This window comes from Tunturiibacter gelidiferens, assembly GCF_013410115.1.
In the GTDB taxonomy this organism is placed as follows: Bacteria; Acidobacteriota; Terriglobia; order Terriglobales; family Acidobacteriaceae; genus Edaphobacter; species Edaphobacter gelidiferens.
Genome location: NZ_JACCCV010000002.1, coordinates 1,152,068 through 1,166,783 on the forward strand (window position 1 = coordinate 1,152,068; position 14,716 = coordinate 1,166,783).

A 14,716-nucleotide genomic window follows, 5' to 3' on the forward strand; every position below is an offset into this window, starting at 1 on the left:
GGGTTGGTGGCAGCGTATGCTTTTGGGGTCTTTCTTTTATCACACCCCTGACATATCCTCAGCCAACAACGCTTAGTAAATAGGCAAGCTATCTTCGGCTCATATGCGGTCGCAAAGCCCCCGTCAACACGACAAGTAAAATATCTCTCCGCAACAGGAGCATTATGTTCATCATTGCGCTTGCATTTTTGATTGGTATTGTCTCCGGGCTCCGCGCTATGACCGCACCCGCGGCCGTAAGTTGGGCAGCCCGGCTGGGTATCTTGCCACTCCAGGGCACTCCTCTCGCCTTTTTAGGATATGCGGCGACACCCTACATCTTTACACTCCTCGCTATCGGTGAGTTGATCAACGACAAACTGCCCAAGACTCCCAGCCGCAAGGTGCCTCCTCAATTCATCGCGCGGGTCATCAGCGGGGCGTTCGCTGGAGCGGCGGTGGGAGCAGCACGACAGTCGCTGACGTTCGGCCTTGTCGCCGGCGCCGTGGGCGCGGTTGCAGGCACACTTGGGGGCGCCGCCGTACGCACCAAACTTGGTGAGGTCTTTGGAAAAGATCTCCCTGCCGCCTTGCTTGAGGACGCCGTGGCGATCATACTTGCTATCGTGGTGGTTACGAGACTCGGATGAAACAGTCTTTCGACGCAATCATCGTTGGTGCCGGACAGGCAGGACCATCGTTGGCAGGCCGACTCACGCAGGCCGGCTGGACGGTCGCCATCGTCGAGCGCAAGCTATTCGGGGGCACCTGTGTAAACAACGGATGCACTCCGACCAAAGCCATGGTCGCGAGCGCGCATGCAGCGCATATTGCGCGCCGAGGAAGCGACTTCGGAGTCATACGACGCGAACCGGTGAGCGTTGATATGAAGCAAGTCCTGGCTCGCAAAGACGCCATCGTTATGAAGTCTCGAACAGGCATCGAAAGCTGGCTGCGAGGCATGGAGCGATGCACGGTCTTTACAGGGACTGCGCGCTTCGTGTCTCCGAATGAGATTCGGGTTGGCGACGAGGTGATTCACGCGAAGAATATCTTTCTGAACGTTGGCGCGAGGCCGGCTGTACCAGATATGCCTGGAGTCCACGAGGTTCCTTTTCTGACCAGCACGACCGTCCTCGATCTTGATGAACTGCCACAACACCTCATTGTCGTAGGTGGAAGCTACGTCGGGTTGGAATTTGCTCAGATGTATCGCCGCTTCGGCGCTGAGGTAACAGTTGTCGAGCGCAAAGCGCGGATCATACCCAACGAGGATCACGACCTCTCATCCGGCGTTCAGGAGATCCTGCAGTCCGAGGGTATTCAGCTTCGTCTCGACGCAAACTGTATCCGACTTGAAAACGACGGCGAAGGAGTAGCGATCGGGCTCGACTGCCTTGAGGGTCATCCTAGGGTCGTAGGATCGCGGATCCTGCTTGCCGTTGGAAGACGGCCGAACACCGACGATCTTGGACTGGCAGCCGCCGGCGTGCGGACTGATGAGCGCGGCTACATCACTGCAGACGATCAGCTCCAAACCTCCGTTGCGGGAATCTGGGCGCTGGGAGATTGTAACGGTAGAGGAGCTTTTACTCATACCTCTTACAACGACTTTGAGATTGTTGCTGATAATCTCCTCGACAAGGCCTCGCGGCGAGTCAGTGACCGCATCCCTGTGAGCGCCCTTTACGTTGACCCGCCTCTGGCACAGGTCGGTCTCACCGAAATGCAGGTACGCAAGAGTGGACGCGCTGCCTTGATTGGAACTCGCCCAATGACGAAAGTTGGACGTGCCGTCGAGAAGGGAGAGTCGCAGGGTTTCATGAAGATACTAGTGGACGCAGAGAGCAAAAAAATTCTGGGAGCCGCCATCCTGGGAACCGGCGGAGACGAGGCCATTCACTGCATCCTGAGTACGATGTACGCAGGCGCCCCCTACACTACTCTCTCTCACGCGGTTCACATTCATCCGACGGTTTCGGAGCTGATTCCCACGATGCTCCAATCGATGAGACCACTTAGGTGAAATTCAAATTCAGGGTTTCTCCTACTCCGAAAAAATGCTAAAACTGTAGGCCATGTCGACGACTCGCCAAATGCTGACGCCTCGAGAAGCATCCCGAATGCTGGGCGTGAGCTACCCAACGATCAAACAATGGATATTGAGCGGAAAGTTGAAGACCGTCCAGACCCCCGGTGGGCACCATCGCTTGTCGGAGGCAGCTTTGAAGCCTTTTCTGACAAGAGACCAGATGAAACCCGCAGTCGACTCGCGACAACGATATCGCCGGGTGAGCGGTAGAAATCAACTCGCCGGTAAGGTTGTGAGTATCCAGATACAAGGGCTGCTTGCCGAGGTTGTGCTCTCTGTAGGAGACACGCATGTCACGGCAATCATCACCGCAAATGCGGTTCGCGAGCTTCAGTTGAAGAAAGGCGATCTTGCAGCTGCTCTCATTAAGTCGACCGACGTAATGATTGAGCGCCTTGACGATCCCTCATAGACACAGTAGATGCCTCTCCGGCACCTAGATGAATCGTTTGACTATACGATTTAAATCGACTAGCTTCGTACTATTCGAGTGGAACACGTGCGGGGAGGCCAGTCTTCAGCTCGACTGTTCGCGCTAATCCTTACTACCACCGGACGCACCTCAAAGCTGCGTTTCCAGGAGCGGGTTTCATGAAGCTTCAGCGCCTTTCTTACGCCTTTTTCCTCTTTATCTTGATAGATGGAGCCATTGCCTCCGCTCAAATCGCAGCGGATCTGAAGGGCCGCGTTCTCGATCCCTCTGGCGCCGCGATCGCAAACGCGCCGATTGAATTAACCGAGTCCTCCACGAACCTGCATCAGTCTACGACCACCTCCAGCTCCGGCGATTATCTTTTAATCCATCTCAACCCGGGCTCTTATCGTGTAGAAGTACGGGCACCCGGGTTCAAAAATCTGGATCGCGAGGGCGTCAACGTCATCGTTGGACAGACGGTGAGCCTTGATCTCACGCTGAGTCCTGGAGGCGATCGACAGACTGTAACCGTCAATAGCGACGCGCCACTCCTGCAAGCGGAGACCAGCAATATCGAGACCAACATCTCCGGCGCCTATGTTGCCGCGATTCCACTCAATACAAGAAACTTCATTCAGCTCACGACACTGGCCCCGGGGGTCGAGTTGCCTCCCGGAACCTTGCTTCCTCGCATCAATGGCGGTCGCCCCCGTACCAATGAGTACATCTACGACGGCATCTCTGCGCTGCAGCCCGAACCTGGTCAGGTAGCCTTCTTTCCTATCCTCGACGACATTGCGGAATTCACCATCGAAGCCAATAACGTGCCGGCGGAGTTCGGCCGATTCAACGGTGGTGTGGTCAACGTTGCCACCCGGTCGGGCTCTAACGAGGTGCATGGCAGCCTCTTTGAATATCTTCGCAATGAAGATCTTAATGCCCGCAACTACTTCGCGCCGACGGGCCGCAAGCCTGAGTATCGTCGCAGCCTCTATGGCGCTACACTCGGCGCGCCTATTCTCCGCGATCGTCTCTTCTTTTTCGGCGACTATCAAGGAATCAAGCAGCTCATCGGCCGCACCCTGACCTCGACGATCCCCACAATCAACGAACGCAACGGCATCTTCCACAATGTCTCGCATATCTACAATCCCACCACCACAACCATCGTCAATGGAAAGAATGTGAGGCAGGAATTTCCCGGAGACGTCATCAACATACCATTCGATCCTGCCGCCCAGGCTCTCCTTGCACGCTTTCCACTTCCGACCAACGGCAATGCCGCCAACAATTACAGCCGCACTGCAAACGACGCGGACCATCAGAATCAGTTTGACGTTCGCGTCGACGGTGCGTACGGTACTCGTGACCACGCCTTTGGCCGCTACACCTACTACAACGAAGTCGAGCAGCCCGTCACCCCGTTGCCCGATGGTAGCGGCCTCATCAGCGGATCAGCTCTCGGTACTGGCGGAGTCCCTGGACTCTCGAACATGCGAGGACAACAGGCCGTCGCCAACGAGACCCATATCTTCTCCCCGCGACTGGTCAACAACCTCACGGGTGGGTACACCCGTCGCAGCAACAATATCATCGGTCCTGAACTCGACAGTACCGCCTCCGCCACGCTTGGCATCCCCGGCATCCCTACCAACGCAGCATTCAATAATGCCCTTCCCCTCTTTACGCTCACTGGCATCCAGCAGCTTGGTCCCTCCGCAAGCACCTTCGCGAACTTCCAGACCTCGGTTTGGCAGGTCGTCGACACGGCTGTCTACACACGCGGTGCCCACGCCATTAAGGCTGGCATCGACTTCCGTTGGTACCAACTCAATACTGTTTCGCCGCCCAACCCCACCGGCTCCTTTGCCTTCACCACCACCGGCACAAATCAACAGGGTCTTGTCATCGCCCCCGGCGATAAGCTCACCAACGGTAATTCCATCGCAAGCTTTCTTCTAGGACAGGTCGACACCTTTCAAATAGACCTGCAACAGGCTAAGCTCCGTCCTCGCGACTACATCGAGGAGTATTTTCTTCAAGACGACTGGAAGGCCTCCAATCGCCTAACACTCAACATCGGAGCGCGCTGGACCCTGCACCATCCCTCTACCGAAAAGAACAACCAAGGAGCTGTCTTCAACCTCGGGACGCAACAGCTTGACTACGTAGGCGTCGATGGAAACTCGCGCAGTGCCCGCGAACTCCACTACGGCAACGTTGCTCCTCGTGTGGGGTTCACCTATCTCGCGACCGAGAAGACGGTAATTCGCTCTGGCTTTGGAATTGTCTTTATCGACCAGTCAGGGATCACAACTCCATTTACTATTCCCCAATTCCCTTTCATCCAAAGTGTTACGCAGAAGACTCAGGACAGCGTGAACGCCGCCTTTGCACTCTCGCACGGACCTTCCGTGGCTCCAATTCCACTTACTCCCAACGCCGGTCTTGGCCAAAGTGTATACACTGCCGATCGCACCGCCGGTTCGGGTTACGTCCAGCAGTGGAACCTCGCCGTCCAGCGCGCCGTGACTAACAATCTCTCTGTTGAGGTTGCATACGTAGGGTCGAACATTATTCACGTCGGTATCCCCGACTCGAATCTTAACCAGCTCACGGCCGATCAGCTAGCGGAGGGCGCTTCGCTCCTCACCCCAGTCACAAATCCTTACTTCGGCCAACTTCCGCCATCCAGTTCTCTGAATACGAAGAACATCGCTGCCGCACAACTCATCAAACCTTATCCTCGCTTCCAAAACGTTGCGACGTACCGCCATAACTCGGGAACCACCAACTACAACGCAATTGAGGCCAAGGCCGAACAACGCTTCTCGCACGGTATCTCCTTCCTCTTCGCCTATACTCACTCCAAACTCATCGATGATGCGTCTTCCGTCTTCTCCTCCACCGTTCTCTCCTCACCCAACACAAGCTCTCTCATCGCAGCGGACACCTACCGCCCTCATCTGGAACGCGACTCATCGAATGGCGATATGCCCAATGTAACCTCGTTCAGCGGCATCTACGATTTACCGGCTGGGCGAAACCATCGCTTCGCCTCGACCGGGGTAGGCAACCCGATGCTCGGAGGCTGGAGCTTGAATACCATCCTGTCGCTGCAATCGGGGATGCCGGTCACCGTCACACAGGCCACCAATAACAACGCTTTCGCAGGTTTTTCTCTTCAGCGCCCCGACATCGTTGGCAACCCCAATTTGACGGCCGGCCAGCGTACCCCCGCGCACTACTTCAACACTGCCGCATTCAGCACAGCCCCTCAATTCGTTATTGGCACCGCATCGCGCAACCCCGTGCGTGGCCCTGCCTACCGCGACCTGGATGTATCGCTCATCAAGCGAACCCGGCTGGTAGAAAAAGCTGACCTGGAGTTCCGCGCCGAGATGTTCAACGTTACCAATACGCCGGAGTTCGCGCAGCCCAACGGCAGTTTTGGTTCCCCCGCGTTCGGCAGCATCACCGCTACTACAACCGACCCTCGAGTCGTGCAATTCGCAATCAGACTAAGTAGATAGCCAGTCTTCAGTGCAACCCTAGAGCTCGTCTGTACGAACAGCGTTCCTAACGCTGCGAACGGTCCGGTCTGCTCGGACAGTGTTGGCTGAGAGATTCGAGCATCCACATGCAAAAGAAGATTCGCATAGTGAGAACGGCGTCGTGCATGACACTATCTTTGGCTTTCGACAGCATTCTGGATAGTCTCTGCGCTCTTGTACTCGCGCGTCGCATCTTCCTTGCGCCCCAAAGCGCGGAAGGCCTGCCCCAGAAGCAAGTGGATAAGGTGATTGCTGGAATCCATGTGTTCCGCACGCAACAGATAGTTTAGCGCCGTCAAGGCATCATCTCGTTTCAACAGAACCTGCCCCAGCAAAATATATGGCCCTGTCGAATTCGGCTCTAGTAGAAGCGCACAGTTCAACGCCTGTTGCGCATCTTCGTATCGCAGAGCTCTCAGGTATGAGTCGCCCAGACGCTCATACACCTCTCCATCCATTGGATTGATTGCCCGTTCGGCTTCAAATTCGACGACAGCTCCAGCGGCGTTTGAACGCGACAGGGCGAGCTGTCCCAACAACAGATGAGCTAAAGGCAGTCTTGGTTCGATTTGGAGGGCTTTGCGTGCCATCTGCTCGGACTCGGCGGGGTAGTTGCGACGGAACAGCATACGCGCCAAGAATAAATACGCCGCTGCGGAGTCGGCTGGGATTTTGTACTGTTGGGCAAAGATGCGACGCGCATCATCGTATCTATGCACTTCGAGATAACAGACCGCCAGAACATAGGTTCCATCGGCGTTGACGCTGGCAATTGGACTGTTCGCACGTTCAAGCAGAGGAATCGCTGCGGCCGGTTGCCCCATGCGATACAGCGTCACACCGCGCATCTGTATCGCCAGCAGATCGTTGCCATCCTGAACTATGGCTTTTTCGAAGGCTAAATTCGCGTCTGCAAAGCTATTGCGTTGGTATCGAATCATTCCACGCATACGCTCTACCCCCGCCGGCTCCGGCTGTTGCGTTGCCAAGGAGTTCAAGCGTGTCTCGGCTTCGCTCAACTGGCCACGGGAGATTAGCCGTTGTACTTCCTCTGTCGGGCTCGGGCTATGCTGGACTGAATCAGTTGAAGTATTTGATGCGCTCGCGCGAGCGTCCTGCTGTGCCTTCGCATAAGAGATCGGAGTTAATCCCACACAGCAAACCAAGCACAGCTTAATCAAGTCCAGATGCATGCGCGGAGAACGAGCGATAAAGGACATGTCTAAAAGAGCGCTCCCGCTACTTGCTCGGCAACGTTTCTCGCTTCTTCACTCAGGCCAGTTTGGGTTGAAACTGACTGTCTGGGCGAGCCTCTCTGGATGTCAATGACGAAAACACGATCTCGTACCCGGCCGATGATCTGCTCGCCTCCGTTGAGGGAGTTGTTACTCGGGACACACTGGACTGCTTCATTGCCAATCGCCTTCAGCGGAACTGCCGTACCGGAGCATCGCGCAAGATACATGGCAAAGTCTTTCGAGGGAAGCGCCATCGTGTGCACAGCAATTGTCAACTCAAAAACGGTCGAATGCTCACTGCGCTTGAAGTCGCAGGTGGTATCGCCCTGTGACGTAAGAGGGGTCGTGGTCGCCTGGACCTCACCGCCCAAAACACCTGCGGCCGTTGCCGCATTTAGCCAAGGGCATTGAGTTTGGGCCCTGCATCGCACAGGGCTGACGAATGTGCCAGCTATCACCACAAATACAAGTACGGTCAAACTTCTTCTGTTCAAGTTTTTGCCCCTAACGTAATTCCCTCTGGCAGAGGAAGTATCTCACCGTAGAGTGTTGTCGAGTATGCCGGAGGCGGAGAAGGTTGCACACGGCTCGCCTTAGTGCTCTCCCCCAGCGCTCATAACTTCCGGTTGCGATACATCCTTATGTACATGCCACGGCACGCTTTCGATCGAGATCTCAGGATGCTTGCGGAGAAAATCCAGGGAATAAGTCGGAGCGCCGGGATCTATCTTCTTCGTGACAAACTTCGCGGATTGTTCTTTGGCTTTGTCCTTCATTCCAGCACGACGGTAAAGCAGTGCGAGGTTGTAATGCGCGGTCAGGTCATCGGGGTCGATCGCTTGTAACGCCTCAAACTGTTCCATCGCTTCTTGTGGTCTACGTTGTTGGTAGTAAGAGATTCCGAGCTCGCGACGAGCATCTCGCGATTGAGGGTACTGCGCAAGCACTTTTTTCAGATCTTCTACTTCAGCATCGGGATGCCCTGCTCGTCGTTCTACCAATGCAAGATAGTAAAGAGCACGCGCATTGTTGGGACTTAGCTCTAGAGCTTTTTCAAGACCCCCACGAGCTGAAGCATATTTTTCCCATTCGATATTCGTTAGGCCGATATTGGTGTAGCCATCCGCATAGTCAGGACGCAGCTTGATTACCTGGGAAAAAGCCTGAATCGCGTCGCTGTACTGGAGTTGATCGAGATAGGCGATGCCAAGGTTATTCCAGCGCATCCAGTCAGCGTTATCGTGAGGATCAGGCGCGCTAACAGGATTGTCTCCGATGTTGAGCGTTCGGCTGCGCGAGGCGAGCTCGACGATTGGATATGCAACGTGATCCTTGCCAAAAACGTTATTGAGATAGCTCTGCCGGAGATGTCGATAGTTCACTTTGGCGGTTATAGTCACCGCCCCCTTCGCCTCGGGAGGAATGCGAAACTCGTAGCGAATGAGAGACGACCTGCCTGCCTGAACTGTGTTGTCATAAGCGACAGAATGGATCGTCCATACTTTGTGATTGTCGACGAACACCCCGTCCGTGTTGACTGGACGGTTCGTAAAACTGTGTGCCCGCTCGTCCAGCATTCCATCCGGCTTGATGAAACCGCTGTGATAGATCTCCTTGCCGTTCGAGTCCGTGACGACAAACTCTACCCAAGCCTCATACAGATCGCGCACTTCGGGAATCAGGGAATGGCCGATGTTTTTGTTTTGAATAACAGTCATCACCTGTACTACATCACCCGAAGCAAGAGTGAACGCAGTCGAACCCAACGGTGCGATCAGCTTGTCGTCACTCGCCTTACGAATTGCAAATAGATCGACGTTTAGATAGTTGCCTGTCTTCAGAAATTCGACTGTCTTCTCCAGCTGCTCATCAAACCCGTAGTAGAAAGGAACGGCGGTATTGCCCGCTGTCCAGCGATGCGATGCGAATGTACCGTTCTTCGCTCCCGGCTCGGGCAGCGCATTCGACGCGCGCTTCATGTGACAGCCCTGGCAGGTGGTGAAATCAGCTTGATAGAACGTGAGAGGATTTCGCTGCGAAAACTTTGAGTTCTGCCACTCATCGTATGCGGTAAACGCGCGAATGAATTTGTAATCATTCAGTGGGTTTGGCAAGTTGGCTTTGTGGCAAGCGGAGCAAAACTCGGGCGTACGATAGAAGGTCTGCATCACCGCCTTCGAATGCCTATCAAGGTGCGCCAAAATCTCCGAGTCCGGCACGAGGCCAGGGATGCGACTGCCCTTTTCATCAACCAGTACTGCGGGTACGCCCATCACATAGCCACCGTTGCCGAGCGTCGATTGCAGCTTCTGAACGGAATGGCACGTAGTGCAGGTCAACCCGTCCTGATCAAATTTTCGGTCAACCATTGAGTTCTGCGTTAATCCGCCACCGAGAACGGCGATCGGGTTGTGACAGCTATCGCAGTGACGGGAAAACTCGATTCCCTTAGTCCTGATAAGGATATTTACGCTCGTGCGATAGAACGGCGTTCTAAATGAGTTGGAATGCAAAGACTGCCGCCACTGGTGGTACGCCTCTTTGTGACAGTGACCGCAGTAATCGGCCGTCGGAAACGCATCAGGCTCGAGAAAGTTGTCGCCCTCGACCGCAGCATTTCCGGGTGTTGAGATGTTTCCTTTTCCAAAGGCAAAGTTGTAGGTTCTGCCAACTCTATCTGCATAATCTTTGCGGACTGCAGCTTCGTCTGCAATCTTCTGCTGGGTCTGGCTCAAATCTGAATGAGCTTGAATTCGAGGAAGAAAAGCAAAGACGCTTCCAAGAGCGAGCACCCCGACCAGACTGACGTAGGCTCCCCTCGCGACAGCCAGTCGCCGCCGATTGACAACCATACGCCTCACCTGCGTTTTGGCCCACTTGAAAAACAGCATCGTACCCAACTTTTTCTTCGCGGACTTACAAGCCACTCTGCTGCGAAAGGTTGACGGAATTCTACTCATCTAGTGAGTCTTCTGTCTGCTGATTTCTGCGGTCTTCTTTACCGTTACCGGCGGATTGAGAAGGCCCGGCACAATGCCTTTCCCCTCCTGAACGGTGAAAAAACGATCGACACTCGGGAGCGTTAGCTGTTCCACAGTTCCACTCGGCCAGCGAATCTCCACAGAATCCACGGTAGTTGCGTCACCTATCCCAAAGTGTGGCCGCTGATCGTTGGAAGATTCATAGCTGCCACCGCTCAGTACATCTGCTCGCTGACGCACTCCGTTCGCCACCAGATACACCGTAGCCCCCGCAGCATCTCGCGGACTCTTCGGCCCTCCGATTAGCTTTAATCCAACCCAGTGGTGATGGTCTGGACTGACATCTCGCATCAACGACGGCACATGATCCATTGAGTTGATAACGACATCCGTTTTACCGTCGTTGAAAAGGTCGCCGAATGCGGCTCCCCTGCCTGGAATCACCTCCGCCAACCCACTTCCGATCACGGCCGGCATTACCTCGAACTTCTTTCCCTTGTCTACGTTATGGAATAGCAGCGGACGCTGTGCGTAAGAGGTTCCCCAGTCGTACTTGTCCACCTGAGGATATACGTGTCCATTGACTAGAAAAATATCTTTCCAGCCGTCGTTGTCGTAATCAATAAACTCGGTCGCCCAGGTGAGAAAAGGATAAGTGATCTCTGCGATCCCCATCTCCGGACTAATCTCGGTGAACCCCTGGTCACCTCCGTTTCTGAAGAGCGGCTTATAGTCGTCGGAGAATGTACCCGTGTAGAGGTCGACCAAGCCATTATTGAGGTAGTCACCAACAGCCAGGCCCATGCCGGCCTGGTCGCGTCCCTGTTGGTTCAATGCGAAACCAGAGTAGTAGCTTGCGTCTTCAAAGGTCCCATCTCCGTTGTTCATATATAGATAGTTCGGCGACGAATCGTTCGTCACGACCAGATCAACCTTGCCGTCATTGTTGATATCGACGAACACTGCCGTAAATCCGTAGTAGCGCGCCTTATCTGAGACGCCCGCCTTTTCGCTGACGTCAGTAAAGGTCCCATCCCCGTTGTTGTGAAATAGATGATCGGCCTCTCCCTCAAGTCCACGCGGACCGCACAGGGTGTTTACACCCCGAAACTGGCAGTAACTTAGCCCGACTGTTTCGGAGCCGGGATCAGGCGGATGGTTCACGTCATAGTGAACATACCCGGGAACGAAGAGGTCGAGTCGGCCATCTCCGTCGTAGTCTCCAAACGTGGCACCGGTAGACCAGTTCCCCAACGTTACGCCCGCCTTCTCTGCCACGTCAGTAAAGGTTCCATCGTGGTTATTGTGATAGAGCCGGTTCTTGCCGAAGTTGGAGACATAGATATCCGGCCAGCCGTCGTTGTCGTAATCTCCAACTGCGACGCCGTAACCCCAACGATCGTTGGCAACTCCGGCCTTGGCAGCAACATCGGTAAACGTTCCGTCGTGGTTATTGTGAAACAGTGCTGCATGAGGTGGATCAGCAGTACCCTTCAAAGCGTCGTAGGTGGAGCCGTTTACCAGGTAGATATCGAGCCAGCCATCATTGTCATAGTCCAGTAAGGCTACCCCCGATCCAGGCGCTTCCAAAATGTACCTCTTTTCCGGCGTGCCCATCACGTGATGCCACCCTGTCAGGCCGGCTTGTTTGGCGACATCTTTGAAGATCACTGGGCCGTCGTTAACAAACCCGCCAGCGGTGATTGGACGCAACTCTGAATCCTTTACCGCAGCAAACACACCTGCTGTCGCAGACCCGCCATGTGGGACAGTCGGGACGGGCTGGTCTTGAGTCGAACCCGCGCCAGCCTTACCTGTTTCCTGTGCCGCCCCGAGTGCGCCCGCGAAGAGCTCGCCTATCAAAGCGATCGTTAGGATCGTTTTTTGAAGGTGTTTCATAACCTCTTTATTCTCATCCGTTAACTTTCAAGCGCGGGGTTCGAAGCTTAAGCGAGAAGAAACATTCACGAAACCCGGCATGCTCCGTCCCGCGAGAGCACATAGTCCCAGAAGGATTGCCAATAAGCGCGTGATCTTGCCCCTTTGCTGGCGATTAAGTCGTCGCCCCAGCATCATCGTTCTTGTAAGTGCTCGTGTCTATCACTATTTCGACCAAGCATTATGGGGCAACGCGTCTTGCCGATCGCGCTAATACTTTGCCTCCCCGGTATTGATATCGATCGTCCACGGCCTGGGCTCGGGAAGTAGAAGCTGACCTCCATCAATTTGCAGAGGCATCCAGAGGTAGCGCGAGTCCCATAACTCTTTTGGCTTCCACTGATCGGCCATGAAGATGACCGAGGTGGTCTTCGTGCCTATGATCCTGAGCAGCGTGGAGGATTGCGAGTTATAGGTTTTGAGCGCTGGAGGAGCGATGTTTTTGAACTCTGTCCATGGACCTTCGAGACTGGTGGCGGTGGCGTAGACGTTGGGGTTCGGACTCCATCCCGTGAGATGCGAACCGATGACGTAGTACAGCCCCTTATAGTGGACCACGGCGCCGCCTTCGAGCGGAGCGGGGACGAGACTCATCTGCTTCTCGACGTTGAGGTAGTCGGGAGAGAGGCGGGCGATGACAAATCCTTTGGTGGGGCGGCTTTCGAAGATGAGGTAAGCTGTGCCGTCGTCGTCGATGAACTGACCTATGTCGCGACTTTCCAAGCCGAGAGGGCGAAAGCTTTTGAGGTAGCGATAGTTCCCGTCGACTGTATCGCTGATGGCGATTCCGACGCGAGCGAGTTTGTAGGTGCCGTCGTCGACGTGGGCGTAAAGGACATACTTCTTTGTCGCGGCGTTGTAGAAGACCTTGGGGCGTTCGATGAGCCACCCTGGGCCGAAGTTTTCAGGATCGGAGAGCTTGAGAACCTGGTCGCGGAAGGTCCAGTGTTCGAGATCTTTCGACGCGTAACAGCTGACGTAGCGCTTATTCGGATCGAGACCCTGGGAGCGATCCTCCCCAAACCAGAAGAAGGTGTCGTCGACCTTTAGGATGCCGCCGCCATGAGCCTGAATCTGCTGGCCGCGATTGTCGAACCAGACGGCTCCGGGTGTTATGGCCCCGGAGACGTTGCCTGGGCGCAGAAGGAGCAGCCAGGCGAGACAGCAACAGGCAGCGAGACGCGACAATGCTGAATGTGATTTTTCTGTCAGCAGAGCCACCAAGTCTACCTTTCGTTCGACCTGCCTGCGATGAAGTTGGCGTGAGGCGGCCTGGTTAGTTGCCGCGTCGCTCCTGTTGTCTACAGATTTCCGCGCAACTCCTGCTCTCTCTCGATGGCTTCGAAGAGAGCCTTGAAGTTTCCTTTGCCGAAGCTGCGGCTTCCCTTGCGCTGAATGATCTCGTAGAAGACTGTGGGGCGGTCTTCGACAGGCTTGGTGAAGATCTGGAGCATATAGCCTTCGTTGTCGCGGTCGACGAGGATGCCCAGTTTTTCTAGCTCTTCGATGGGCTCGTCGATCTTACCGATGCGCGTCTGCAGCTCCGTGTAGTAGGAGTGGGGGACGGTGAGGAAGTCGACGCCTTGTTGCTTCATCGCGGCGACTGTGGCGAGGATGTCGTTGGTGGCGAGAGCCATGTGCTGGACGCCCGGGCCCTGGTAGAAGTCGAGGTACTCCTCGATCTGGGACTTTCGGCGGCCTTCGGCGGGTTCGTTGATGGGGAATTTGACGTAGCCGTTGCCGTTGGCCATCACCTTAGACATGAGGGCGGAGTACTCGGTGGAGATGTCGTTGTCGTCGAAGTGCTGGTAGAGACCAAAACCCATGACGTCGCGGTAGAAGTCGACCCATTGATTCATGGAGTTCCAGCCGACGTTGCCGACGATGTGGTCGATGTGAAGGAGGCCAACGGGGCGGGCGATGTTGTCATTGGAGACGGCCTGATACCCGGGGAGGAAGGGACCGCTATAGTGGGTGCGCTCGACGAAGGTGTGAATGGTGTCGCCGTAGGCGGCGATGCTGGCGGTGGTGACGCTGCCGCCGGCGTCCTTCGCGTCGGTGGGTGCCTGGATGCTGCGCGCTCCGCGACTGGTGGTTTCGAGCCAGGACTGGCGGGCGTTATCGACCCAGAGGGCGATCGAGTGGACGCCGTCGCCGTGCTTGTCGACGTGGCGGGAGATATCGGAGTCTGTGCGAAGGGTAGTCGTGAGGACAAAACGCACCTTGCCTTGCTGGAGGACGTAGCTGGCGCGGTCACGCTGACCGGTCTCGGGGCCGGAGTAGGCGACGAGCGACATGCCGAAGGCGGCGCGGTAAAAATAAGCGGCCTGACGAGCGTTGCCGACGTAAAACTCGACGTGGTCGGTTCCCTTGAGGGGGAGAAAGTCGGTGGTGGCTGATTCTTGTTGGGGATGGGTCGGGGCGTGTGTTGCCATGAGGAGGTCTCCGATGCGGCGGGCGTGGGTAGCCCGCGGCGCAAGATGAGGATAGTTCACTTGGGTTGGAGTTGGCTAGGGCGG

Annotated in this window: 10 protein-coding genes and 1 pseudogene; 5 read left to right on the forward strand and 6 right to left on the reverse strand. The window is 55.5% G+C overall.

All coding sequences use genetic code 11. From position 1 onward, the window contains the following. The first annotated feature begins 164 nt into the window (after window positions 1–164). The 5 genes and pseudogenes from HDF12_RS16850 to HDF12_RS16865 all read left to right on the forward strand — a co-directional run bounded on the left by HDF12_RS16850 (window position 165) and on the right by HDF12_RS16865 (window position 6,019). On the forward strand, window positions 165–629 hold the full coding sequence (locus HDF12_RS16850) for a DUF4126 family protein (RefSeq protein ID WP_179585204.1): 465 nt from the start codon (window positions 165–167) through the stop codon (window positions 627–629). After that, the gene (locus HDF12_RS16855) at window positions 626–2,005 is read left to right on the forward strand and encodes an FAD-containing oxidoreductase (protein ID WP_179585206.1); all 1,380 of its coding nucleotides are present in this window, start codon (window positions 626–628) and stop codon (window positions 2,003–2,005) included. Before HDF12_RS16850 ends, HDF12_RS16855 begins: the two co-directional genes overlap by 4 nt. 70 nt (window positions 2,006–2,075) lie before the next feature. Beyond that, a pseudogene (locus tag HDF12_RS22460) lies at window positions 2,076–2,213 on the forward strand (excisionase family DNA-binding protein); the annotation flags it as partial. A gap of 18 nt (window positions 2,214–2,231) precedes the next feature. Further along, window positions 2,232–2,483: a TOBE domain-containing protein gene (locus HDF12_RS22465; RefSeq protein WP_257025802.1), complete on the forward strand. Its 252-nt coding sequence runs from the start codon at window positions 2,232–2,234 to the stop codon at window positions 2,481–2,483. 179 nt (window positions 2,484–2,662) lie between these two features. Then, entirely contained in the window at window positions 2,663–6,019 is a 3,357-nt protein-coding gene (locus tag HDF12_RS16865) for a TonB-dependent receptor (protein WP_179585208.1), read from the forward strand. A gap of 152 nt (window positions 6,020–6,171) precedes the next feature. On the opposite strand, the gene HDF12_RS16870 is transcribed toward HDF12_RS16865, so the two are convergent. The 6 genes from HDF12_RS16870 to hppD all read right to left on the reverse strand — a co-directional run bounded on the left by HDF12_RS16870 (window position 6,172) and on the right by hppD (window position 14,632). Beyond that, entirely contained in the window at window positions 6,172–7,038 is an 867-nt protein-coding gene (locus HDF12_RS16870; protein ID WP_179585210.1) for a tetratricopeptide repeat protein, read from the reverse strand. Window positions 7,039–7,262: 224 nt separating this feature from the next. Next, window positions 7,263–7,649 carry a hypothetical protein gene (locus tag HDF12_RS22040; protein WP_218892489.1) on the reverse strand — a complete coding sequence of 129 codons (387 nt, stop codon included), beginning with the start codon at window positions 7,647–7,649 and terminating at the stop codon, window positions 7,263–7,265. Window positions 7,650–7,871: 222 nt separating this feature from the next. Continuing rightward, window positions 7,872–10,169, reverse strand: coding sequence for a tetratricopeptide repeat protein (locus HDF12_RS16875; RefSeq protein ID WP_257025803.1), 2,298 nt, complete (start codon window positions 10,167–10,169; stop codon window positions 7,872–7,874). Window positions 10,170–10,238: 69 nt separating this feature from the next. Then, window positions 10,239–12,158 (reverse strand): CRTAC1 family protein, encoded by a 1,920-nt coding sequence (locus tag HDF12_RS16880; RefSeq protein WP_179585212.1) that lies wholly within the window; start codon window positions 12,156–12,158, stop codon window positions 10,239–10,241. 249 nt (window positions 12,159–12,407) lie between these two features. Beyond that, window positions 12,408–13,385 (reverse strand): family 43 glycosylhydrolase, encoded by a 978-nt coding sequence (locus tag HDF12_RS16885; protein ID WP_179585214.1) that lies wholly within the window; start codon window positions 13,383–13,385, stop codon window positions 12,408–12,410. Between the two features lie 113 nt (window positions 13,386–13,498). Next, entirely contained in the window at window positions 13,499–14,632 is a 1,134-nt protein-coding gene (gene hppD, locus HDF12_RS16890) for a 4-hydroxyphenylpyruvate dioxygenase (protein WP_179585216.1), read from the reverse strand. Window positions 14,633–14,716: the final 84 nt, after the last annotated feature.